At 72.5% G+C, this 23,474-nt stretch carries 20 protein-coding genes; 10 read left to right on the forward strand and 10 right to left on the reverse strand.

Translation table 11 applies throughout. The features are described 5' to 3' along the window. Positions 1–73: 73 nt before the first annotated feature. On the reverse strand, positions 74–1,312 hold the full coding sequence (locus tag ACIRR9_RS24990) for a maleylpyruvate isomerase N-terminal domain-containing protein (RefSeq protein WP_365348562.1): 1,239 nt from the start codon (positions 1,310–1,312) through the stop codon (positions 74–76). Beyond that, entirely contained in the window at positions 1,309–1,899 is a 591-nt protein-coding gene (locus ACIRR9_RS24995) for a sigma-70 family RNA polymerase sigma factor (protein WP_365348564.1), read from the reverse strand. The genes ACIRR9_RS24990 and ACIRR9_RS24995 overlap by 4 nt, the downstream gene beginning before the upstream one ends. Positions 1,900–2,231: 332 nt before the next feature. Between ACIRR9_RS24995 and ACIRR9_RS25000 the strand changes: the two genes are divergently transcribed. Next, on the forward strand, positions 2,232–2,606 hold the full coding sequence (locus ACIRR9_RS25000) for an STAS domain-containing protein (RefSeq protein ID WP_123976159.1): 375 nt from the start codon (positions 2,232–2,234) through the stop codon (positions 2,604–2,606). Positions 2,607–2,773: 167 nt separating this feature from the next. Continuing rightward, the gene (locus tag ACIRR9_RS25005; protein ID WP_403755668.1) at positions 2,774–3,286 is read left to right on the forward strand and encodes an EF-hand domain-containing protein; all 513 of its coding nucleotides are present in this window, start codon (positions 2,774–2,776) and stop codon (positions 3,284–3,286) included. On the opposite strand, the gene ACIRR9_RS25010 is transcribed toward ACIRR9_RS25005, so the two are convergent. Next, positions 3,283–4,902, reverse strand: a complete 1,620-nt coding sequence (locus ACIRR9_RS25010) for a class I adenylate-forming enzyme family protein (RefSeq protein ID WP_403755671.1) — start codon at positions 4,900–4,902, stop codon at positions 3,283–3,285. The genes ACIRR9_RS25005 and ACIRR9_RS25010 overlap by 4 nt on opposite strands. A 142-nt stretch (positions 4,903–5,044) precedes the next feature. Between ACIRR9_RS25010 and ACIRR9_RS25015 the strand changes: the two genes are divergently transcribed. From ACIRR9_RS25015 to ACIRR9_RS25025, 3 genes are all read left to right on the forward strand, one after another. After that, positions 5,045–6,175 (forward strand): acyl-CoA dehydrogenase family protein, encoded by a 1,131-nt coding sequence (locus tag ACIRR9_RS25015; RefSeq protein ID WP_403755674.1) that lies wholly within the window; start codon positions 5,045–5,047, stop codon positions 6,173–6,175. A 1-nt stretch (position 6,176) separates the two neighbouring features. Then, a complete protein-coding gene (locus tag ACIRR9_RS25020; RefSeq protein ID WP_403755677.1) occupies positions 6,177–7,076 on the forward strand; it encodes an acyl-CoA dehydrogenase family protein in 900 nt (299 codons plus the stop codon). A gap of 552 nt (positions 7,077–7,628) precedes the next feature. Continuing rightward, on the forward strand, positions 7,629–8,108 hold the full coding sequence (locus ACIRR9_RS25025) for an ATP-binding protein (RefSeq protein WP_403755753.1): 480 nt from the start codon (positions 7,629–7,631) through the stop codon (positions 8,106–8,108). Between the two features lie 373 nt (positions 8,109–8,481). Here the strand turns inward: ACIRR9_RS25025 and ACIRR9_RS25030 are convergent, their stop codons facing one another. Further along, positions 8,482–9,417 carry a cyclase family protein gene (locus tag ACIRR9_RS25030; protein ID WP_403755681.1) on the reverse strand — a complete coding sequence of 312 codons (936 nt, stop codon included), beginning with the start codon at positions 9,415–9,417 and terminating at the stop codon, positions 8,482–8,484. 86 nt (positions 9,418–9,503) lie between these two features. Between ACIRR9_RS25030 and ACIRR9_RS25035 the strand changes: the two genes are divergently transcribed. From ACIRR9_RS25035 to ACIRR9_RS25050, 4 genes are all read left to right on the forward strand, one after another. Then, on the forward strand, positions 9,504–10,418 hold the full coding sequence (locus ACIRR9_RS25035; protein ID WP_403755684.1) for an SDR family NAD(P)-dependent oxidoreductase: 915 nt from the start codon (positions 9,504–9,506) through the stop codon (positions 10,416–10,418). Between the two features lie 61 nt (positions 10,419–10,479). Further along, positions 10,480–11,634, forward strand: coding sequence for an acyl-CoA dehydrogenase family protein (locus tag ACIRR9_RS25040; protein ID WP_403755687.1), 1,155 nt, complete (start codon positions 10,480–10,482; stop codon positions 11,632–11,634). Next, a complete protein-coding gene (locus ACIRR9_RS25045; RefSeq protein ID WP_403755691.1) occupies positions 11,634–12,683 on the forward strand; it encodes a Zn-dependent alcohol dehydrogenase in 1,050 nt (349 codons plus the stop codon). Before ACIRR9_RS25040 ends, ACIRR9_RS25045 begins: the two co-directional genes overlap by 1 nt. Before the next feature lie 161 nt (positions 12,684–12,844). After that, positions 12,845–14,101, forward strand: a complete 1,257-nt coding sequence (locus tag ACIRR9_RS25050; protein ID WP_403755694.1) for an MFS transporter — start codon at positions 12,845–12,847, stop codon at positions 14,099–14,101. Here the strand turns inward: ACIRR9_RS25050 and ACIRR9_RS25055 are convergent. Further along, complete coding sequence (locus ACIRR9_RS25055) at positions 14,000–15,028, reverse strand: GlxA family transcriptional regulator (RefSeq protein ID WP_403755696.1); 1,029 nt, start codon at positions 15,026–15,028, stop codon at positions 14,000–14,002. The two genes, ACIRR9_RS25050 and ACIRR9_RS25055, sit on opposite strands and share 102 nt — an antisense overlap. 71 nt (positions 15,029–15,099) lie before the next feature. Between ACIRR9_RS25055 and ACIRR9_RS25060 the strand changes: the two genes are divergently transcribed. After that, positions 15,100–16,416, forward strand: coding sequence for an MFS transporter (locus ACIRR9_RS25060; RefSeq protein WP_403755698.1), 1,317 nt, complete (start codon positions 15,100–15,102; stop codon positions 16,414–16,416). A 101-nt stretch (positions 16,417–16,517) separates the two neighbouring features. Here ACIRR9_RS25060 and ACIRR9_RS25065 read toward each other — a convergent pair whose 3' ends face one another. The 5 genes from ACIRR9_RS25065 to ACIRR9_RS25085 all read right to left on the reverse strand — a co-directional run bounded on the left by ACIRR9_RS25065 (position 16,518) and on the right by ACIRR9_RS25085 (position 23,219). Continuing rightward, on the reverse strand, positions 16,518–17,126 hold the full coding sequence (locus tag ACIRR9_RS25065) for a flavin reductase family protein (RefSeq protein ID WP_403755700.1): 609 nt from the start codon (positions 17,124–17,126) through the stop codon (positions 16,518–16,520). A 95-nt stretch (positions 17,127–17,221) separates the two neighbouring features. Beyond that, complete coding sequence (locus tag ACIRR9_RS25070) at positions 17,222–18,040, reverse strand: enoyl-CoA hydratase/isomerase family protein (RefSeq protein WP_403755703.1); 819 nt, start codon at positions 18,038–18,040, stop codon at positions 17,222–17,224. A 7-nt stretch (positions 18,041–18,047) separates the two neighbouring features. Next, complete coding sequence (locus tag ACIRR9_RS25075; protein WP_403755706.1) at positions 18,048–20,276, reverse strand: acetate--CoA ligase family protein; 2,229 nt, start codon at positions 20,274–20,276, stop codon at positions 18,048–18,050. 118 nt (positions 20,277–20,394) lie between these two features. Continuing rightward, a complete protein-coding gene (locus ACIRR9_RS25080; protein ID WP_403755709.1) occupies positions 20,395–21,900 on the reverse strand; it encodes a flavin monoamine oxidase family protein in 1,506 nt (501 codons plus the stop codon). Between the two features lie 161 nt (positions 21,901–22,061). Next, positions 22,062–23,219: a flavin-containing monooxygenase gene (locus ACIRR9_RS25085; protein ID WP_403755712.1), complete on the reverse strand. Its 1,158-nt coding sequence runs from the start codon at positions 23,217–23,219 to the stop codon at positions 22,062–22,064. Between the last annotated feature and the right edge of the window lie 255 nt (positions 23,220–23,474).

Raw genomic sequence — 23,474 nt, forward strand, 5'->3', positions numbered from 1 at the left:
ACTGCGCGAACGGCCCCCACGCTCCCGCACCCGCCGTCGAACCCGCACCACCCCGCCTCTCGGGCGAACTCGCCTACATCCGGCTCAGGCTCGCCGCCGCGAACAGCACATCCCTGATCGCGGCCCGGTCCCCGAGCTGCCCCGCGGCCGCCTCCTCCGGCGGTACATGTCCCGCGGCCAGCCTGCAGAACTCCACGTCGTCCAGCGCCACATGCGCCACCTCGTGGTCCGCCGAGCCCACCGCTCCCGGCGAGTCCAGCGGGATCAGCCACTCGCCGCCGCCGTTGCCCTCGATCTCCAGCCGCAGGCTTCGGCCGGGCCGTCCCGCAGGGACCAGGTGGGGGGTCTGCGCGGGCGCCGCCAGTCCGGCCCGTCGCCGCTCGGCCAGCACCGCGGGCAGCATCCGCGCCGCGAGGTCGATCATCCGGTGCAGGTGCCTGGGGGCCGGCGGCCCGTAGGGATAGTCCACGGCCTCCGCGATGTCCTCCGCGTGCACCCAGCACTCGAAGGCGCGGTCCAGCATCGCGTCGTGCAGGGGCAGCGCGAAGTCGCCGTACGACACCCCGAGCCGCCCGGCGCCGCCGCCGGTGAAGGAGACGGTCTGCACCAGCTGGTGGCTCTGCTCCCGCCAGGGAACCCGCACCGCACGGGTCGGCGGGAAGTGCGAGGCCTGCCAGAAGGCCTCGGTGCGGCCGGCCGGGCCCTGCGCGGGCGCGTCCCCGAGCGGATCGTCCAGGCCGAGGGCCACCGCCACCAGCCCGTCCACCGACAGCAGGTGGGCGATGACTCCGGCGACCGTCGTACGGCGGCTCGTCGGCGCCTGGCCGTCGAACCAGCGCAGCCGCACCGGCGCGTGCCACTCCGCGTCGCCGATGTCCTGGAGGAGCGCGTCCAGGCGGGCGGCCTCGGCGTCGTAGGGGGCCGCCCAGGCGGGGAGCGGGATCCGGGCCGGCCGGCGGTCCAGGCAGCTCTCCAGGACGCGGGTGCGCAGGCCCGGGTCGAGGTCGAGGCTCTCCGGCTGGTGCAGCAGGCCGACCGCCTCGCGCAGCCGCCGCGCCTCGTCCGCGCAGGCCCCGCAGTCGCCGAGGTGGACCTCGACGGCGAGGCTCTCCGCCGTCGAGCACGCGGCCAACGCCCACGCCCCGAGGAGCGACTTCAGGACGTCGTGCGGCAACTCCAGCGGTACGGGCGGCAGGTCGGCCGGTTCCGGCAGCGGCTGCCCGCCGTCCTCGACGGAGGCCCGGGGCAGCGGTATGCGCGGCGGCAGCCCGGAGCCGCCGGTGCCGTCGTGCGCCTCGAAGGCGTCGCTCACGCGCCACCCCCGTATCCCGGCGGTGTTCCGGCGTCGTGCGCGGTGGACAGCAGCTGCAGGCCCAGACGCAGCCTGCGGCGGGCCTCGTCCTCGGTGACGCCGAGGTCCACCGCGGTCTGCCGGTAGTCCCGGCGCTGGAAGTAGGCGAGCTCCAGGGCGGCGCGCAGCGGGGTCGGCATGGAGTGGACGATGTAGTCCGCGCGGGCGGCGACGGAGGCGCGCCGTACCTTGCGCTCCAGCTCCTCCGCGGCCTGGGCGGCCTCGGCGGAGCCGATGTCGCCCGCCGTGAGCGCGGCGGTCTCGGTGGCACGCAGGCGCTGCACGGCCAGCCGGTGGGTCAGCGCGGCGACCCAGGAGCGCAGCGGGCCCTGCCGGGGGTCGTAGGCGTCGGGATGCTCCCAGACGTGCGTGAAGACCTCGCGAGTTATGGAGTCGGCGGCGTGCTCGTCCCCGAGGACGCGGTGGGCGAGGCCGTGCACGAGCGAGGCGAAGCGGTCGTAGAGCTCACCGAGGGCGGCCGCCTCGCCGCGCGCGAGCCGCTGCTGCATCTTGCGGTCCCAGCGGGGCGGTACGTCCTTCTTCGCCATGCGGCCCCCTCCCCGTGCCCGTGTCCAGCGTGTCTCCACCGTCACCTCGAATGTAGTCGGCACGTCCGACGACGCACGCCCCTTTGTGGCAATGCGCGCCCCTCGACGCATCGCGGGTGGTAGAAGGCCCCCTCCTGGTGTTTCTCGTGTTCCCCTCCCGCTCCTGATCGAACAGGATCGGAGATGACCGAAACAAGACCCTTCCTGATCGTCGCTCGTTTGTCATTCGGGGTTTCGGGGAACCGCCGCTGGGCAGCCGCGCGAAAAGAAGCGTAGGAACTGGCTCCGTTTCCGGGCGGTTCCGGGAGATCCGGCGAGCGGAGGGCTGAGCCGTGGCTTTCAAGGTGACCGGCGTCGAACAGGGCGAGTGGGCTGTTCTCGGGGTGTCGGGCGAACTGGACCTGGTGACCTCGCCGGTGCTGCGCCAGCGGGTGCACGACGTGGTGGCCGAGGGGCATCACTGCCTGGTCCTCGACCTCTCCGACGTCTTCTTCTGCGACTCCAGCGGCGTCGGCGTCCTCATCGCCGCCCGCCGTCTCATCCGCTCCTGCCGGGGCCGGCTGCGGCTGATTCTGCCCGCCCAGGGTGCGAGTGACGGTTCTCACGTCAACCGGGTCCTCGGCGCCCTCGGCGTACGACGGCTGTTCGACGTGTACGGAGACATCGACAGCGCCACCGCCGACGAGGAGGACCCGCTGTCCGCCTGAGCGGGCCTCGGGAGCACATAGCCGATGACGGCGGCAGTGCCACGTTGTTGTCGCAGAATTCCCCCTGTCTTGGCACAACCGTCGTTTTCGTGCTCCGGGGCGGCCGCCCGCGTCGTACGCTCCCTGCTGGATGAACCCCCACGTCACGTAAGGCGGCCCGAACACACATGGTCAGCACCGAGTACGAGCGACGGATCGCCGCCCGGTTCGCAACCTTCGACCAGGACGGCAACGGCTGGATCGACCGCGGAGACTTCAACGCGGCGACCAAGGCCCTGCTCACCGAGTTCGGCACCCCCGCCCGCTCGGACCGGGGCCAGGCCCTGTACGCGGGCGCGGAGGCCTTCTGGCAGGGCATGGCCGGCATGGCGGACCGGGACGGCGACCAGCGCATCACCCGCGAGGAGTTCGTGAGCGGCGCGGTCAAGCGGCTGCACGACAACCCCGACCGGTTCGGCGAGATCGCCCGCCCCTTCCTGCACGCGGCCCTCGCCCTCGCGGACACCGCGGGCGACGGCACGGCGACCGTCGCCGACACCGCGCGCGTGCTGCGCGTCCTCGGGGTGCCCCCGGAGCTCGCGCAGACGATCGCGGCCGGCCTGGACGTCGACGGCGACGGCAAGGTCGCGGAGGCCGAGATCGTCCCGGCGTTCGCCCGCTACTTCACGATCCCGGACTAGGACTTCCCGGGAGCCTCCGGACCGGGACTCCCCGGGCGCCCCGAGAACCGCTCGCGCAGCCTGTACTTGAGCACCTTGCGCAGCGTCTCGTTGCGCGGAAGGGCGTCCACCACCTCCAGCCGCTCCGGCAGCTTGTGCACCGACAGCCCTTTCGCGCGCAGGTACGACACCACCTCCGGGAGCGTCAGCGCGGCGCTCCCCGGCGGCTGTTCGACCACCGCGCACACCAGCTCCCCGCGCTCCGCGTCCGGCAGCCCGACCACGGCTGCGTCGCCGACCGCCGGATGCGCGGCGAGCAGGTCCTCGATCTCCTTCGCGGAGATGTTCTCGCCCTTGCGGATGATCACGTCCTTGAGGCGTCCGGTGAGGACCAGGTGACCGGTTTCGGTCACCTGACCCAGGTCACCCGTCCGCAGGAACCCGTCCTCGTCGAAGGCCTCGGCGGTCTGCGCCGGATCCAGATATCCCTGGCACACCGCCTCCCCCCGCAGCCGCACCTCACCGCCCTCGGCTATCCGGATCTCCATCCCCTCCGGGGGCCTCCCCTCGGTCGTCGCCAGGTTCTCCGCCGTGTCGTCCGGCGCCCCCATGGTGATCATCGGCACCTCGGTCATGCCGTACCCGTGCGTCAGCTGCACGCCCATCTCCCGCACCACCGCGTGGTACACCTCGGGCGGCTTCGGTGCCCCGCCGCCCGCCAGCAGCCGCAGCGAGGGGATCACCGGAACCCCCGGCTGCCTGCGCTGCTCGGCCAGGAACATCGAGTAGAACGCCGTCGACCCGCCCGCCACCGTCACCCCGTGCCTGCGGTACTCCGGCAGCGCGTCCGGCAGCGCGAACTGCTCGAACATCACCGCCGGGAAGCCGTACAGCAGCAGCATCACCGTGTAGTCCGGGCCGGCGATGTGCGCGTACGGGAACGCCATCGAGCCCACGTCGTCCGCCGTGAGCCGCAGCGCGTGCGCCAGGCACGAACCGCCCGCGATGAGCGACCGGTCCGTATGCAGAACGCCCTTGGGGTCCGAGGTGGTTCCCGAGGTCCAGTAGATCCACCGGACGGAGGTGCCCTCGGCGGGCGGGCCGGGCAGCACGGCCGGATCGCCGTCGGGCAGCCCGGCACCGTCGTACGCCTCGAAGATCCCCTTCGCGCCCAGCCGCCGCGCCATCTCCGTGTGGTCGAAACCGCGCCACACGCCCGGCACGGCGAAGAACTCGGCCCTGGACTCGCGCAGCGCGAAGCCGACCTCGCGGTCCCGGTAGAAGGGGATGACGGGGGACTGGACGGCGCCGAGCCGGGCCAGCGCGAAGGACAGCACCGCCGTCTCGATCCGGGTGGGCAGCTGCCAGGCGACCACCGTGCCCGGGCGCACACCCATGCCGTACAGACCGGCCGCGACGCGTTCGGCACGCGCGCGCAGCCGGCCGAAGGACAGGGTGCGGTCGCCCTGGAGGAACACCGGGCGGTCGGGGGTGAGCCAGGCGCGACGGACGACCAGGTCCCAGAGCGTGCGGGAGGTGCCCAGTTCGCGCGCGACGGCGTCCGGATCGCGCGACACGGCGTCCGGGTCGTGCGCGACGGCGTTCGGATCGTGTGCGGTGGCGTTCGTGTCGTCCATGGCCCGGGCCCCCTGCTGGCTCCGCTAGCTGACGAGTCGTCAGATCGTAGGTCCTGGCGCCTTGTCGGTCCAGGGGTGCGGGGCTAGCCTGCAAGATCTGACGAACCATCAGTTCCGCGATTTACCGTGGGGGTGCCTGCCGGTGGATCTGTCGTACACGCCCGAGGAGGAGGACTTCCGGGCCCGGCTGCGGGAGTGGCTCGCCAAGGCGCTGCCCGGCCTCCCGCCGAAGCCGAAGCCCGAGGACTGGCCGGGCCGCCGCGCCTACGACCTCGGCTGGCAGCGGATGCTGTACGACGCCGGGTACGCCGACGTCCACTGGGACGCGTCCCCCACCGTCCGGCTGATCTTCCTGGAGGAGACCGAGAAGGCCGGCGCGCCCTATGTGGGCGCCAACTTCGTGGGCCTTCTGCACGCCGGCCCGACCATCGCCGCAGAGGGCACCGAGGAGCAGCGGGCGCGCTGGCTGGCGCCGATCCTGCGCGGCGACGAGGTGTGGTGCCAGGGCTTCAGCGAACCGGGCGCCGGCTCCGACCTGGCCGCGCTCCGCACGCGCGCGTGGCGCGACGGCGACGACTACGTGGTGAGCGGTGCCAAGATCTGGACCTCGCACGCGGAAGTCGCCGACTGGTGCGAGCTGTTGGTGCGCACGGACCCGCAGGCGCCCAGGCACAGGGGTATCACCTGGCTCGCCATGCCCATGGACGCGCCCGGTGTCACCGTACGGCCGCTGCGCACGCTCGCCGGGTCGGCCGAGTTCGCCGAGGTGTTCCTCGACGAGGTGCGGGTGCCCGTGGCCAACCGGGTGGGCGCCGAGGACGACGGCTGGCGCGTCACCATGGTCACCCTCTCCTTCGAACGCGGCACCGCCTTCGTCGGCGAGGTCGTCGCCTGCCGCCGGGTGCTCGGCGACCTCGCGCGCGTGGCGTACGGGAACGGCACCTGGGACGACCCGGTGCTGCGCCGCCGCCTAGGCCGGCTGAACGCCGAGTTCCGGGCGCTGTGGCGGCTCACCCAGTGGAACGTCAGCGAGGCGGAGGGCAAGGGCGTGCCCGGGGTCGGCGGCTCGGTCTTCAAACTGCGCTACTCGCACGCACGGCAGGAGCTGTACGACGCGGCCGCCGCGGTGCTCGGCCCGGACGCCCTCGACCTGGACCGGCCGTGGGTCCTGGACCGGCTCTCCTCCCTCTCGTACACCATCGCGGCCGGAACCTCGCAGATCCAGCGGAACATCGTGGCCGAGCGGATCCTCGGGCTGCCGAAGGGGCGGTGACGTGCGCTTTCAACTGACCGAAGACCAGCGGTCGTTGCGGGACGGGATGCGGGGGCTGCTCGCGCGGCGGTTCGACGGCGAGGCGCTGCGGGCGGCCGTCGGTGCGCCGGGCGCTCTCGACCGGGGCCTGTGGCGGGAACTGGGGGCGGCCGGGTTCTTCGCGCTGCGGCTGCCGGAGGCCGACGGCGGGGTCGGGCTCGGACTGCCCGAGGCGGTGCTGGTCTTCGAGGAGGCCGGGCGGGCGCTGCTGACCGGCCCGCTGGTGGCCACCCACCTCGCGGCGGCCGACGTGCCCGGGGCGGCCGCCGGGGAGGCCGTGGTGGCCCGTGTGGACGGCGGCCTGGTGGAGTGGCTGGCCGAGGCGGACACCGTGACCGGGGACGCGTCGGGGGCCGTAGCGCTGCGCTCCGTGGACCCGTTGACGCCCCTGCACCGCGTCCCCGCGGTGGCCTCCGGACCGGTCTCCGATCCGGCCCCCGACCCGGCCCCCGATCCGGTGGCCGTACTCCTCACCGCCGCCGAGCAGCTCGGCACGGCCACGCGCGCGTGCGAGCTCGCCGTGCAACACGCGCGGACGCGCGAACAGTTCGGGCAGCCGATCGGGGCGTTCCAGGCCGTCAAGCACCTGTGCGCCGAGATGCTGGTGCGCGCCGAGACCGCGCGTGCGGCCGTCTACGCGGCCGCCGTGACCGCCGACCCCGTGGACATCGCGGCGGCCCGGCTGCTCGCCGACGAGGCCGCCGTGCGCGGCGCCCGGGACTGTCTCCAGGTGTACGGCGGGATGGGCTTCACCTGGGAGGCCGAGGTGCATCTGCACCTGAAACGGGCCTGGGTGCGGGCGCAGCGTGGCGGCGGCAACACGGAGAGTGAGGAGTTGCTCGCCGTCGAGCTGCTCGGGTGAGTGTTCGAAGCGGCTCTGATCTGCGGAATCAGTGGTGCTGGTGGGTCGGTGTCGCGGATTGTGGCATACCGGAATCACGGAGCGTTGATACCGGGTTGTGTCCAACGCGTGACTCGTCACGGCCTGGAGTCGAGTGTCCTCTCGGGTACCTTCTGTGGGATGCGAGTGGTTCCGAGGACGAGCCATGCCGGCGGTGCCGTCGAAGCGGCCCCGCGGTTCATGGTGCGTGCCGCTGCTTGCAGGGCGGTAAGGGCTTGCGCCCCCGCTTGTTCGACTCCCCGCCGCGAGCGTCGCACAGTATGCCGTAGGCGTACTCCTTCGCGCTGGAATATGCCCGAAGCGCTTGTTGGGGTGACTGTACGTCAACCATGCTGTCTCGTAAGGGAATCACGTTCCGTGACCCTTGCTCTGGCCGTTGTTCTGGCCATGCAGAAAATGGCTACGATCGTGGCCCTCGTCGCTCCAGTCGCCGCGACGTTCGTCGTGGCGCTGACTCGGCGCGGGTTCATGTGTCCGCCGGTTCGGATGGTGTGAGCGGTGCAGGTGCTTCAAGTGCAGCTGGAGATCCGGCCCGACCCCGCGGAGGTGGGGCGGGCCAGAAGGTGGACCCGCTCGCGCCTCGCGGGGTCCGGCATAGCGGCGGACGAACCGCTTGCCGAGATCCTGATCCTGCTCGTCTCCGAACTGGTCACCAATGCCGTGGTGCACACCGGCCGCCCGGCCGTGCTGCGGCTCTCGCTTCCGGGCACGGACCGCAGGGGCGACGCCGAGGAGTCGGTCACCGTACGGCTCGAGGTCGCCGACACCAGCAACCGCGCGCCGGTGCCGCGTTGTGCCGACAGTGACGCGACCGGCGGCCGTGGCCTGGCCCTCGTCGACGGGCTCGCCGACCGCTGGGGCTGGAGTCCCGAGGGTGCGGGCAAGCGCATCTGGTGCGAACTCGACCGGTGTTCGGAGACCCGGCAGGGCGCGGCGGTGGCGTACGGGGGTGGGCTGGCCTCGTTCGAGGGGCTGGTGTTCGAGGCGGTGTGATCCCGGCGTGCGGACCGTGCGCCGGGGGTTGCATCCGTGCGCGCCCATTGTGAACCGGGGCATAAGCCATATAAGCCCGCACGGGTGTTGACGCCTTGTGACCGTTTGAACACGCTTGAGGTCTGCGATTCGCCGCGAGGGGACGGCGAGGGGTCCTGGGGACGGACACCCTCGTCGAGTGTGGGTCGAGTCGGACGGTGGCGCGCGGGACCGGGCTCGGGGCGGGCCGGCGCGCGCAGCCGTCCGGATTCAGGGGGAATGGGGGAGGGTCGGTGTCACGCCGTCTTCGGCGTGACACCGACTTCGACTTCGGCATCCCTTGGCTTCGACTTCGACTTCGACCTTGGCTTTGGCCTCGACGCCGACTTCGGCTTCAGAGGATCGCCACGGGCGCCACCGGAGTGCCCGTCGCCCCGACGAACGGCTCCGGCATCGCCGACAGCAGGAACGCGTACCGGCCGGTTTCTCCACAGGCTGTGGACAACTCTTCGAGATTCCAGTTCTGGCCCTGGAGCATCCCCATCTCGACCAGGTCCAGCGCATGCACGGGCAGCCACAGGTCCTCGATCTCGGGCGGGAAGATCTCGAACGTCAGGGTGTCGTTCGCCACGGCGGCCACATCGCGCGCGTGGAACCACTCCGGGGTGCGTACCGAGAGCCCCGGCGACGGATAGCCGTACCCGTGCTTGTCCCCGGCGAGGTACACCTGCACCTGCCCGGTCCGCACGAGGACGACGTCACCGCTCCGGACCGTCGTCCCGGCGAGTTCCTCGGCCGCGTCGAGGTCCTCAGGCGTGACCGCGTGGCCGCCCTCCAGCCGGTCCGTGCCGCGTGCGCGTGCCACGTCCAGCAGCACCCCGCGCGAGACGATGTGCCGAGCCGTGGCGATCCCGCTGAACTCCGCACCGCCGTGTGCGGTCACGGTGTCCGCCGGGCGGCCGTTGTACAGCTTCCCCGAGTGCGAGACATGGGTCAGCGCGTCCCAGTGCGTGCCGGCCTGCAGCCCCATGGTCACGGCGTCGTCGCTGCACGCGACGGTCCCCGGACCGAAGAGCTCCTGGTTGATCTGCACCATGGCGTGCAGCGGGTTGACCCGCCCGGGGATCATCCCGGTCTGCACGCCGTCCTCCCGGAGTGGCAGCGCGAGCGGGACCCGGTGGCCCGAGCGGACCGTTCCCGCCGCCTCCCGCACCACCTCGTCGGTGATCAGGTTCAGTGTGCCGATCTCGTCGTCGGCCCCCCAGCGGCCCCAGTTGTTGACGCGCTCGGCGATGTCGTGAAACGCGGGATGAAGGGTCGGCAGTGACATCTCGGTCCTCCCCGGGGCTTGTGTCCGCACATCCGACGCGCCATAAAATCTAACGGTCCGTCAGAAACCACGGGAAGGGGCCGGGCGTGGGGAACTTCTTGGCAGGCAAGGTCGTCGCCGTGACGGGTGCGGGGCGTGGTATCGGACGGTCGGTCGCGCTGGCGGCGGCGGCAGAGGGGGCGAAGGTCGTCGTCAACGACTACGGCGTCTCGGTGGACGGCGCGTCGCCCACGAGCGAGGTCGCCGAGGCCGTCGTCAAGGAGATCGGGGCGGCGGGCGGGGACGCGGTCGCGGTGGCCGACGACATCTCCACGATGGCGGGCGGACAGCGGGTGGTGGATGCCGCGCTGTCGTCGTACGGCCGTCTCGACGGGGTCGTGTGCGTGGCGGGGATCCTGCGCGAGCGGATGCTGTTCAACATGACCGAGGAGGAGTGGGACCCGGTGGTCGCCACTCATCTCAAGGGCACGTTCACGGTGTTCCGGGCGGCGTCGGCGGTGATGCGGAAGCAGCGCGCCGGCACGCTGATCGGTTTCACCAGTGGCAACCACCAGGGCTCGGTCTCCCAGGCCAACTACAGCGCGGCCAAGGGCGGCATCATCTCGCTGGTCCGGAGCGCGGCGCTGGGCCTGCACAAGTACGGGGTGACCGCGAACGCGGTGGCGCCGGTGGCCCGGACCCGGATGTCGGCGGGGGTGCCGACGGAGCTGGCGGAGATCGGCGAGCCGGAGGACGTGGCGGCGTTCGTCGTCTACCTCCTCTCGGACGGCGCACGGGAAGCGGGGATCACCGGGCAGGTGTACACGGTGGCGGGACCGAAGATCGCGGTGTGGGCCCAGCCGAGGGAACTGCGGGCCGCGTACGCGGCGGAAGGGCCCTGGACCCCGGAGCGCATCGCGGAGGTGCTGCCGGGGAGCGTGGGGGTGGATCCGATGCCGATGCTGGCGCAGCTGGCGGCGATGGAGGTCGCTGCGCGGGCGGGGGAACGGCCGAACGCGTAGTGGGCAGGGGAAATGTTGTGCGGCGTACGGCCGTAACCCCGACGCACTTCTGGAGGTCACCGTGGAGTTCGGCTTCGCGCCGGAGGACGAGGCGTTTCGCCGGGAAGCCCGGGCCTGGCTCGGCGCGCATGCCAAAGCCGGTGTGGACCGGCGCAGTTGGGAGCGTGCGCTGGGGGCCGCCGGGTGGATCGGGCTCGGCTGGCCGGAGGGCGGGTACGGGAACCGGACCGCCACCCTCACCCAGCAGGTCGCCTGGGCCGAGGAGTACGCGCGTTCGGCCGCGCCGCCGCGCTCCGGCCACATCGGGGAGAACCTGCTCGCCCCCACGCTCATCGCGCACGGCGACAGTGAGCAGAAGGCGCGCTTTCTGCCGCCCGTCGCCGCGGGCGAGGAACTGTGGTGCCAGGGGTACAGCGAGCCGGGCGCCGGGTCGGACCTCGCAGGCGTGCGGACCGCGGCCGTCCGGGAGGCGGACGGCTACCGCGTCAGCGGGCAGAAGATCTGGACCTCGCTGGCGCACGAGGCCGACTGGTGCTTCGTACTCGCGCGCACCGAGCCCGGCTCACGACGTCACCACGGCCTGAGTTTCCTGCTCGTGCCCATGGACCAGCCGGGCCGCATCGAGGTCCGCCCCATCCGCCAGCTGACCGGCACCAGCGACTTCAACGAGGTCTTCTTCGACGGGGCGCACGCGCGCCTGGAGCACGTCGTCGGCGGTGAGGGCAACGGCTGGCGCGTCGCCATGAGCCTGCTCGGCTTCGAACGGGGGGTGTCGACCCTCGCCCAGCAGATCGGGTTCGCCGAGGAGCTGGGGCGGGTGGTGCGGGACGCCGTGGCGACCGGCGCCGCCGGCGATCCCGTCGTACGGGAACGACTCGTGCGCCAGTGGGCCGAGTTGCGGGTCATGCGGTGGAACGCCCTGCGCACGCTGGGGAATTCGGCCGCCGAACCGGGCGCGCCCAGCGTGGCCAAGCTGCTGTGGGCCGGCTGGCACCAGCGGCTCGGGGAGCTCGCCGTGCTGGTGCGGGGCGCGACCGCGAGCGTCGGCCCGGCCGACTGGTCGGCCGCCGCGCCGTACGAACTGGACCCCGCCCAGCACCTGTTCCTCTTCTCCCGGGCCGACACCGTCTACGGCGGCTCGGACCAGGTCCAGCGCACGATCATCGCCGAGCGGGTGCTCGGTCTGCCGAGGGAACCCAAGGGGGTCGAGTCGTGATGCGTGGTGTCGTGTTCGACGGCAAACAGGTCCAGGTCGTCGACGACCTGGACGTACGGGAACCGGGGCCCGGGGAGGTGCTTGTCGCCGTCACGGCGGCCGGGCTCTGCCACAGCGATCTGTCCGTGGTGGACGGGACCATACCCTTCCCCGTTCCTGTGGTGCTGGGCCATGAGGGCGCCGGTGTGGTGGAGGCCGTGGGTGTGGGCGTGACCCATGTGGCGCCGGGGGACCATGTAGCACTGTCCACGCTCGCCAACTGCGGTGCGTGCGCCGACTGCGACCGGGGCAGGCCGACCATGTGCCGCAAGGCCATAGGGCGCCCGCAGAAGCCGTTCACGCGCGGCGGCCGGGCGATCTACCAGTTCGCGTGCAACTCGGCCTTCGCCGAACGGACGGTTGTCAAGGCCGTGCAGGCGGTGCGGATCCCGAAGGACGTGCCGTTGACGTCTGCCGCGTTGATCGGCTGCGGGGTGCTGACCGGGGTGGGCGCCGTGCTGAACCGCGCCCGTGTCGACCGCGGCGACACCGTACTGGTCATCGGCACCGGCGGGATCGGGCTGAACGTCATCCAGGGGGCGCGGATCGCGGGCGCGCTGCGGGTAGTGGCCGTGGACGCCAATCCGGCCAAGGAGGAGGTGGCCCGGCAGTTCGGGGCGACCGACTTCCTGACCTCGACGGACGGGGTCAAGGACCTGCTGCCGACCGGAGTGGACCACGCGTTCGAGTGCGTCGGCCGGGTCGAACTGGTCCGCCAGGCCGTCGACCTCCTCGACCGGCACGGCCAGGCCGTCCTCCTCGGCATGCCCGCCGCCACCGCCGAGGCGTCCTTCGTCGTCGCCTCCATGTTCCTCGACAAGTCCATCCTGGGCTGCCGCTACGGCTCCTCGCGCCCCCAGCGGGACATCGCCCTGTACGCCGAGCTGTACCGCCAGGACCGCCTGATGCTCGACGAGCTGGTGACCGCGACCTACCCGGTGGAGGACTTCGAGAAGGCCCGGGCCGACGCGGAGGCGGGGCGGGTGGCGCGGGGCGTGCTCACGTTCTAGAGCGTGCGCGCGAGTGGGGTGTGCGCGAGTGGGGTGCTTGCGAGTGGGCGCGTGCGAGTGGGCGCGTGCGAGTGGGGTGTGTGCGTGGGGTGTCGGCGGGTTGTCCACAGGGCTCGGGAAAACCGCTCGGCGTTGTCGGCGCACCGCCCTACCGTCGTCCCATGCCCTACCGCGACGTCGTGTCCAAGCAGGTCCTGATCTGGGCCTGTACCGCCGTGGGCGCCCGGATGCCGGTCGCCATGGCCCCGTTGGCGCTGGTGTTCCTGGTGCGCGAGCGGCCCGGCGGGTACTCGCTGGGCGCGGTGGTCGCGACGGCCTATGTGATCGGCGAGATCCTGGGTGCGCCCGTGCTCGGGATGCGGCTGCGTCCGGAGCACGCCCGTGCGCAGCTGGCCGTGGGACTCGCGACCGGGGCCGCCGCGTTCGCCGCGCTCGGCAGTCTTCCGCACGCGCACCCGGGCCTCCTCGCCGGGTTCGCGTTCGTCGCCGGTGCCGCACCGGCCGCCGCCACCGGAGGCCTGCGGACCCTGCTCACCACACTCGTCCCGGAGCGGTCGGCGGCCCAGGCACTGTCCGTCGAGTCGATCCTGACGGCCGCCGTGTGGGCCGCCTCCCCGGCTGCGGTGGCCGGTCTGGCCCTCGGTGTCGCGCCCGGCGTCCCGTTGCTCCTCGCGGCCGCCCTCATGGCCTCGTCGGTGGCCGGACTGTGGCTCCTCCCGGCGGCCTGGGGCGTGGGAGAGCGTGCGCACGCGCCCCTCGCGCGCGTGCTCGCCGGTGCCTGGCCGGTGTACGTCACGGGTGCGGCCAGTCTCACCCTGCTCGGGCTGTCCGAACTCGTCCTGCCCGCCCTGCTCGAACAGCGCGGGATCGGCGTCGGCTGGTCCGGTCCGCTGCTGGCCGGGATGGCGGTGGGCGGCGGGCTCGGCGCGTTCCTGCACGGCCTGCGCGCCTGGCCGGGCCGGCTGCGCATCCACAGCGTGCTGCTGATGACCGGCACGGCGGTCTGTACGACGCTCGCGGCGCTGATACCGCACACCGCCGGGATAGCGTTCGCGCTCGTCGTGGGAGGCATGCTCCAGTCGGCCGCGATGCTCACCCGTAACCTGGCGCTGCGCGCGGCGCTCCCGGCCCGTGCCCACGCCGCCGGCTACTCCGTCATGTACGCGGCCGCGGGAGCCGGTTACGCGGCGACCGGCTCCCTCGCCGGTGCACTGCTGCGAGTGGTGGCGCCGTCCACCGCCGTCCTGGCCGGGGTGGGGGTGACCCTGGCGCTCAGCGCGCTCGGCTGGTGGGGCGAGGTACGGCGGGCCGGGAGGTCAGCGCGGGGTGCCGGCGGTGCCGTGGCTCTCGCCGGTGCCCGCCCCGGCGCGGAAGGTCCGGCGATAGGCGGTCGGGGTGACACCGAGCGCTGCCTGTAGGTGCTGCCGCATCGACTGGGCCGTGCCGAAGCCGGCGTCCCGGGCCACCTGGTCGACGGAGAGGTCGGTGGACTCCAGGAGGTGGCGGGCGCGTTCGACGCGCTGCTGGGTGAGCCACTGGCCGGGGCTGACACCGGTCTCCTCGCGGAAGCGGCGTGTGAAGGTCCGTACCGACATGGCCTCCTGCTCGGCCATGTCCCGCAGCTGGACGGGCTCGTGGAGGCGGCCCAGGGCCCAGGCGCGGGCGGCCGTGGTCGTGGCCACCTGCGGGTCGGGGACCGGGCGGTGGATGTACTGCGCCTGGCCGCCGTCCCGGTGCGGGGGGACGATCGTGCTGCGGGCCACGCTGTTGGCGACGGCCGTGCCGTGGTCGCGGCGGACCATGTGCAGGCACAGGTCGATCCCGGCGGCCACCCCGGCCGAGGTCAGCACGTCGCCGTCGTCGATGAACAGGACGTCCGCGTCCACCTCGATCCGGGGGAACAGCTGCTGGAGATGGTCCGCGTGGGCCCAGTGCGTGGTCGCCGGGCGGCCGTCGAGGTAGCCGGCGGCGGCGAGGACGTAGACACCGGTGCAGATCGAGGCGAGCCGGGTGCCGGGGCGGATGCGGGCCAGGGCGGCGGCCAGCCCGGGGGTGAGGACACCCTCGTCGAAGACCGGGCCGAGCTCGTACGACGCCGGGACGATCACCGTGTCGGCGGTGGCCAGCGCCTCCGGGCCGTGCGCCACGTGGATCGCGAAGTCGGCGTCGGTCTCGACCGGGCCCGGCGGCCGGATCGAGCAGGTCACGATCTCGTACAGCGGCCGGCCCCGCGCATCCTTGGGGCGGCCGAAGATGCGGTGCGGGATACCCAGCTCGAAGGGGAGCAGACCGTCCAGGGCGAGGACGACGACTCGGTGCGGACGGAAGCCAGGGCCACTGCGCATGGCCCGATCCTAACGAATACTGTCCTTCCGGCCACTCGATGGAGTGAATCCACTGACCGAAGCTTTATGGCGTGACCCAGACAACCGATGCCGCAGCAGCGCTCCAGGACTCGAAGCCGCCCCGCTCACCGCGCATCCACCGCGCCTGGTTCGTCGCCGCCGTCACCTTCGTCACGATCATCGGTGCGGCCGCCTTCCGGTCCCTGCCCGGTCTGCTCATCGACCCGCTGCACCAGGATTTCGGCTGGTCGCGCGGCACGATCGGAGCGGCCGTCTCCGTCAACCTCGCGCTGTACGGGCTCACCGCGCCGTTCGCCGCCGCCCTGATGGACCGTTTCGGCATACGGCGGGTGGTGGCCGTCGCCCTGACCGTCATCGCGCTCGGGTCCGGTCTGACCGTATGGATGACGGCGGCCTGGCAGCTGATGCTGTGCTGGGGCCTGCTGGTCGGCCTGGGCTCCGGCTCGATGGCGCTCGCCTTCGCGGCCACGGTCACCAACCGCTGGTTCACCACCCGGCGCGGTCTGGTCAGCGGCATCCTCACCGCCGCCTCCGCCTCGGGCCAGCTGATCTTCCTGCCGCTGCTGTCCTGGATGGTCGAGACGTACGACTGGCGCCCGGCCGCCGTCACCGTCGCCCTCGCCGCCCTCGCGGTCGTCCCCTTCGTCTGGCTGCTGCTGCGCGACCACCCGGCCGACGTGGGCGTGAAGCCGTACGGCGCCGACGAGTTCGTACCGAAGCCGGCACCGGTCACCGGCGCGGCCCGCAGGACCCTGGGGGTGCTGTCCTCCGCCGTGCGCACCGGTCCCTTCTGGCTGCTCGCCGGCACCTTCGCGATCTGCGGGGCCTCCACCAACGGCCTGGTCCAGACCCACTTCGTGCCGGCCGCCCACGACCACGGCCTGCCGGTCACGGCGGCCGCCTCGCTGCTCGCGGTCATCGGTGTCTTCGACGTCGTCGGCACGATCGCCTCCGGCTGGTTCACCGACCGCTTCGAACCCCGCCGCCTGCTCGCCGTCTACTACGCCCTGCGCGGCATCTCACTGCTGTTCCTGCCGATGCTGCTCGGCCCGACGATCCACCCCTCGATGATCTTCTTCATCATCTTCTACGGCCTCGACTGGGTCGCCACCGTGCCGCCCACCCTGGCCCTGTGCCGGGAGCAGTACGGCGAGGACAGCGCCATCGTCTTCGGCTGGGTCCTCGCCTCCCACCAGGTCGGCGCGGCCCTCGTCGCCTACCTCGGCGGTGTCGCCCGCGACGTCTTCGGCACGTACGACATGGTCTGGTACGCCTCCGGCGCCCTGTGCGCGGCGGCGGCCCTGATGGCACTGGTGATCCGGCGCCGCCCGCTGACCCCGCTGCCCACGCCCGCCCTGGCCGGTTAGGGGGTGTCCGGCGGATCAAGTCGCAGGAAAGCAGCGGTGCCTGGTCGGCCGAGGTGGGCGTGCCAGACCCCGCGTCTGCGGCATGATCCGCCGGACACCCCCTAGTCCTCCAGCCTGGCGAACCGCCCCCGGTGGAACAGCAGTGGCCCGTCGGGGGTCTCGCCCGCTCCCAGGGCGTCCACCCGGCCGACGACGATCAGGTGGTCGCCGCCCGTGTGTACCGCGTGGACCGTGCAGTCGATCCACGCGGCGGCGCCGGCCAGCCGGGGCGCGCCCGACACCGGGGCCGCGTCGTACGCCACGCCCGAGAACTTGTCCGCGCCGCTCACCGCGAAGGCACGGCACAGCTCGCCCTGGCCGGCGCCGAGCACGTTGACGCAGAACACGCCCGCGCGGGCGATGCGCGGCCAGGTCGCCGACGTGCGGCCGACCATGAAGCAGATCAGGGGCGGGTCGAGGGAGAGGGAGGAGAAGGACTGGCAGGCGAAACCGGCGGGGGAGGGCTCGCCTTCGGCGGCCGGCGCGGTGACGACGGTCACCCCGGTCGCGAAGTTCCCCAGCACCCGCCGGAACTCCGACTGGTCGATGGGCACCCGCTCGTCCGCGCGTACACACCGCAGCTCGGGGCGCGGCAGCGGCTCCACGGGCCCCGGTGCGGGCACCGACCTGAGATAACGGACGGCTGCCGCGGCCGCCCCTGCGTGTCCCATCACCCTTCCATTGAAAGTGACGGGTCGTCAGATGGGAAGGGGTGCGGGGGCCGGAATGAGGCGGGTGTCGCCCTCGACTGCCCCGGTTGCCGCCGTCAACGGCCCCGGAATTCGGGGCTTCTGCGCTCCACGAAGGCCCGCAGGCCCTCCTGGGCGTCCCACGTGGTCATGTTGATCTCCTGGGCCGCCGCCTCCGCCGCGAACGCGGTGGGGCGGTCGGTGTCCAGGGACGCGTTGACCAACTGCTTCGTCAGGGCGAGGGCGCGGGTGGGGCCGGTGGCCAGGCGCTCCGCCCACTCCCGCGCCGTCTTCGCCAGCTCCTCGTCCGGTACGACCCGGTTGACCAGGCCCAGACGCTCGGCCTCCGGTGCGGAGAGCGCGTCGCCGAAGAACATCAGCTCCTTGGCGCGGTGCGGGCCGACCAGCCGGGGGAGGAGATGGGCGCCGCCGCCGTCGGGGACCAGGCCGCGGCGCACGAACACCTCGATGAAACGGGCCGATTCGGCGGCCAGGACCAGGTCGCAGGCGAGCGCGAGGTGGGCGCCGAGGCCGGCCGCGGTGCCGTTGACCGCCGCGATCACCGGCTTCTCGCAGTCGAGGACGGCGGCGACGAGCCGCTGGGCGCCGAGCCGGATGGTGCGGGCCACGTCGCCGGGGACGCGTTCGCCCGTGGCGCCGCCGCGGAGATCGGCGCCGGCGCAGAAGCCGCGGCCCGTGCCCGTGAGGACCACGGCCCGGACATCGGGGTCGGCGGAGGTGTCGCCGAGCAGCTGAATGATGCGTTCGCGCTGGTCAGGGGTGATGGCGTTGAGGGATTCGGGGCGGTTGAGGGTGATGAGGGCGACCTGGTTGTCAGTGGCGTGCAGTACCAATGACTCAACGGATTTTTCCGGCTCTTGGGAGGAAGCGGGCATGTTCATCTCAGCTGCACACCGCCAGCGCGTCCAGCGCCACCGCGCCCTGTCCCTGCTCCAGCACCATCAGCGGGTTGATGTCGAGCTCGGCGAGCCGGTCCCCGAGTTCCAGGGCCATCCGCTGGACGCGGAGGATCACTTCGACGAGCGCTTCGAGGTCGGCCGGCGGCCGCCCCCGGACCCCGTCCAGCAGGGCCCGCCCGCGCAGTCCGGCGAGCATGTCCCGGGCCTGCTCCTCACCGAACGGCGGCACCCGCACGGCCGCGTCGTGCAGCACCTCCACCAGCACCCCGCCCAGCCCCACGGTGACGGTCGGCCCGAACAGGTCGTCGTGGGTGACCCCGACGACCATCTCCACGCCCCGCTCGACCATCTGGCAGACCAGCACGCCGTCCAGGGCGACGCCCTCGTAGCGGGCGATGTCGGTCAGCTCCCGGTAGGCGTCCCGGACCTGGCTGGCCGAGGTCAGGCCGATCTTCACCAGGCCCAGCTCGGTCTTGTGGGCGATCTGCGCGCCGGACGCCTTCATCACCACCGGGTAGCCGACCAGCCCGGCCGCGCGCACGGCGGCCGCCGCGCTGGTCACCAGCTGCTCGCGCGGCACCCGTATGCCGTACGCGCGCAGCAGCTGCTTCGCCGCGTGCTCGCTCAGCTGCTGCCCCGGCCGCATCAGCGCGAGCGCCTTGCGGTAGGAGGGCGAGGGGGTGCGCGGGGCCTCGTCGAAGGGGGAGCGGTAGGCGTGGACGAAGCGGTGGTGGTCGAGGTAGGCGCGGACGGCGGTCAGGCAGTTGCCGACCGTGCGGAAGGTGGCCACCCGGGAGGAGCCGAGGAGTACGTCCCGGTAGGCGGCCTCGGTGCCGACCGGCGAACCCCACACCACGCACACCAGCTTGTCGCTGGCCTCGGCCGCGTCCACCAGGTCCCGCACCAGCCGGTCGCTCAGTGGCGGGAAGGGGCCGGTGATCGGGCAGATCAGCACCCCCACCTCCGGGTCGGCGAGGATCGAGTCGATGATCTTCCGGCCGCGCCAGTCGCCCACCGGATGCCCCCCGTTGTCGACCGGGTTGGCCACGCTCAGGTACTCCGGTATCCACTGGTGCAGCTCGGCCTGCCGGGCCTCGGACAGCACCGGCAGCCGCAGCCCCAGGCCGGACGCCAGGTCGGCCGCGTGCGCGCCCGTGCCGCCCGAGATCGAATAGACGACGACCCCGTCGGCGCGCGGGGCCCGCGCCCGGGCCAGTAGCGCCGCGGTGTCCTGGAGTTCGTCCAGGCCGTCGACGCGGATCACCCCGTACTGGCGCAGCGCAGCGTCGACCACATCGTCCGCGCCGGTCAGCTTGCCGGTGTGGGAGGCGGCGGTGCGGGCACCGGCCTCGGTGCGGCCGACCTTCACGGCGACCACCGGTACCTTGCGGCGGGCCGCGCGGTCGGCGGCCAGCAGGAAGGCGCGGCCGTCCTTGAGTCCCTCGACATAGCAGGCGATGGCGCCGACCTCGGGGCGCTCGGCGAAGTAGGAGATGAAGTCGGCGGTCTCCAGGTCCGCCTCGTTGCCGGTGGGCGCCCAGTGCGAGAGGCGGATGCCGAGTTCCTGGGCGGCGAAGACGGGCCGGCCCTGGTGGCCGGACTGGGTGATCAGCGCGATCGCCGGGCCGTCCAGGTCGTCCCGGAAGCGCTCGAAGGCGTTCAGGTTGGTGTTCGGGCCGAGGAGCCGCAGCCCGGAGCGGCGTACGGCCGCCGCCAGCCGGGTCTGGGCCGCCGCGCCCTCCTCGCCGGTCTCCGCGAACCCGGAGGCGAAGGCGACGGCGAACTTCACCTTGGCCTCGGCCAGTTCCTCGATCACCGAAAGGGGGTCGGCGACCAGGAGCACGGCGAGATCGACCTGCTCGGGCAGGTCGGCGACGGAAGGAGCGCAGGCGATGCCGAAGACCGACGGCCGGGTCGGGTGCACCGGGTGCACCCGGGCCCCGACCCGCCCGGCCCAGTCGAGCAGCTGCCGGGTGATACCGGTGTTGGGCCGCCCCTCGGTGTCCGAGGCGCCGATCACGGCGACGGACTCGGGCCGGAAGAACCGGTCCAGATCCGGTACGTCCGAGTACAGCGGCCGCCCGCTGACGTCCAGTTCGTCCTCGTCGGCCGTCCGGCCGTGGACGGCGGGTCCGGGACGCTGCTCACCGCAGGCGAGGACCCGGGCCCGGCGGGAGTCGGTGGTGAGGGTGCCGTGGGTTGATCCAAGCATCGTTCCGCCCGCTCCTGTGTGACAGCACAATTAACTGACGCAGTGTCAGATTACTGAACTGACACTGCGTCAGGAACTGGTCTGCACGCAAAGTTGAGGCCGGAAACGACCGGCGCCCTCAGCCGAGGGCGGTCAGTACCTCCTTCGCCACCCGCTCGCCCGACCGCACCGCTCCGTCCATGTAGCCCGTCCAGAACGTGGAGGTCTCCGTACCCGCCCAGTGGATCCCGCCCGCCGGCTCGCGCAGTGCGGCCCCGTACTCGGTCAGCACACCGGGCGGCGCGTAGGCCACCGGGCCACCCCGTGAGAAGCCCTCATTGTCCCAGCGCTGCAGCACGAAGGAGGAGGGAGATTTGGCCTTGCTGCCGAAGTAGTTGACGTAGTCCGCCAGTACGGCGGTCTTGATGTCGGCCTCGCTCGCCGCGTCGTACGCCCGCATCTCGTCGGCCTCGATGAAGCCCATCAGCGCCCCGTAGGAGGCGTCCGGCGGGGAGTTGTCGAAGGTCGAGCGGACCACGCCGGAGTCGCTGACGGCCTGACCGTTGAGACCGTCGGCCCGCCAGAAGGGGGTGTCGTAGACGGCGATGGCCTTGCCGATCGAACCCATCGGCATCCGCTGGGTGAGCTGGTCGCGGGCGGCCGGCAGCAGCGGGTCGTAGGTGATGCGGGCGGCCAGCGGGGGCGGCACGGCGACGACGACGCGGGTGGCGTTGACCGTGATGCCGTCCGCCGTGACGACGTACGAACTGCCGGACTTGACGATGGACCGGACCGGCGCGCTCAGCACCACCCGGTCGCCGAGCGTCGCGGCGAGCTTGATCGGGACCTGCTGGGAGCCCCCGACGAAACGGGACTCCTGGGCGCCGCCGGCCGTGTCGGTGAGGCGCTCCAGCGTGCCGGCGTTGGAGGCGTTGCCGGCGGCGGCGATGTAGTAGAGGACGTAGAGAAGGGAGACTTCACGGGGCTGGGTCGAGAAGATCGATGTGCAGGCCAGGTCCAGGAGGAACTTGGCGGAGGGCACGATCGCGTTGGCGTTCAGCCAGCTCTCGAAGGTCTGCTTGTCCCACTCGGCGGCCTTGGCGGCGGTCCAGGGCGCGTCCACCGGCACCTGCGTGGCCATGCTGTCCAGCTCGGACTGCACGATCGCCGCGTTGGCGAGCCCGGCCGCGTCCACCGGCGGTACCGAGCCGAGCAGACCGCTGGTGTCGTACGGGGTGCGGGTGCCGTCCTTGTAGAGGAGGTTGTTGCCCGTGTTGTAGGTGGTGAAGGTCGCCACGCCCAGGGAGTCGGCGAGGGCCTTGATGCGGTCCTGGGTGGGGCCGATGAACTCGCCGCCGCCCTCGGTGTAACCGCCGTTGGCCAGCTTCAGGTTCACCACCCGGCCGCCGACCCGGTCCCGGGCCTCCAGGACGGCGACCGTCCTGCCGCCGGCGACCAGGTCGCGGGCAGCGGTGAGCCCGGCGAGGCCGCCGCCGACGATCGCCACGTCGACGGTCCGGGAAGCGGCCGAGGTCGCCGCCGCGGCCGTCCCGGCGGCGACGGTGGAGACCGCGGTGAGGCCGGCGGCCCCGGCGGCGGCACCGCCGAGGAGGGAGCGGCGGGAGAGCTGTCTTTCACGTGCCACGTGCGTCCTCCGTGCTGAGCGAGAGGGGTGGAGCCGGAAAGTTGAGCAGGGCTCACATTCTGGCCTCGCGCACGGGCGCAGTGCTACCGCCGGTAACAAACAACTGTCGTCGCATCGGTCACATGCGTAACAGGTCTTGTACGGAAGGAGGTTGAGGCTTTCTACGCCACCCGCAGACGCTTGGCGACCGCCTTCGCGACCTTCTCCGCGTCGATGGCCATCTCGCGGAAGTTGCCGCTGATCGGGTTGGTGTAGCCGGTGAAGTAGAGACCGGGCGCGTTCTTCGGGGTGCGCGGGCCGTGGGCGACCGGGCGGCCTCTGCCGTCGAGGACGTCGAGGTGGCCGACCAGGCCCTCCAGCGCGCGGACGTATCCGGTCGCCGCGATCACCGCGTCGGGAGAGACGCGGGTGCCGTCGGCGAGGGCGACCTTGCCGTCCTCGAAACCGTCGACGGCGGCCACGATCTCGATCTTCCCTCGGCGTACCGCGTCGATGAGACCGACGTCCAGGACCGGGATGGAACCCTGCTTGACCCGGCTGTAGAGGCCCGAGTCGGGGCGGGGCAGGCCCTGGGCGGCCAGGTCGGGCACGCTGACCTTGGCCATCGTGCGGGCCAGCCGGTCGACGAGGCCGGTCGGCAGTCGTCGCACCAGGATCGAGTTGTACTGGGCGGCCCAGCCGGCCGTGGAACGGCGCACGATGTGCGGGACCGTGCGGACGGCGAGCCGCACCCGGGAGGCGCCGCCCTCGACCAGGTCGACGGCTATCTCGGCGCCGGTGTTGCCGACGCCCACGACGAGGACGTCCCGGCCGGCGAAGGGTTCGGCGTCGCGGTACTCCCCGGCGTGCAGGAACCGGCCGCCGTAGCTGTCCAGGCCGGGCCAGTCGGGGATGCGCGGGGTGTGGTTGAAGCCGGTGGCGACCACCACCGCGGAGCCGGTCAGCTCACGGCCGCCGGAGGCGTGCAGCAGCCAGCCGTCACCGTCGGGCGCGGGCTCCACCCGGGAGACCTCGACGCCGGTGACGATCTCCAGTTCATGGTGCTCGGCGTACTTCTCCAGATAGCGCACCACGTCGTCACGGGAGACCCAGCGGCCGAAGCGGCGCGGCATGGGCAGGCCCGGCAGGGCGGAGAGCCGGCGGGTGGTGTGGAGGTGGAGACGGTCGTAGTGGCGGCGCCAGGACGCGCCGACGTCGTCGGACTTCTCCAGGATCACGGCACGGATGCCCCGGGCCCGCAGCGCGTACGCGGCGGCGAGACCTCCGGGGCCTGCACCGATGACGTAGACGGGCGAGACGGTGGGGGGAAATACGGCCATGAGCGCGAGCGTAATCACACGACACGTTGATGGGTCTCGGTCAAGACCGGAATTGGTTGCGGATTGATCACACGCGCAGGAGAAGCGTGTGGGTCTTGTGACGTAGCCCACCTGGTCTGCGCGGACGGCGGGGGAGAGCGGGAGATCCGGAAAAGGTCGCGGCGGGGGGGCCCCGGGGGGGGGGGGCCCCCCGCGCGGGGGGGGGGGCCCCCGAGCACGCCCGGGCACGGGCGCCCCCGGGGGGGGGGGGAAAGC

Origin of the sequence: Streptomyces sp. NPDC101234 (genome assembly GCF_044767525.1) — a bacterium.
Taxonomy (GTDB): Bacteria; Actinomycetota; Actinomycetes; order Streptomycetales; family Streptomycetaceae; genus Streptomyces; species Streptomyces sasae.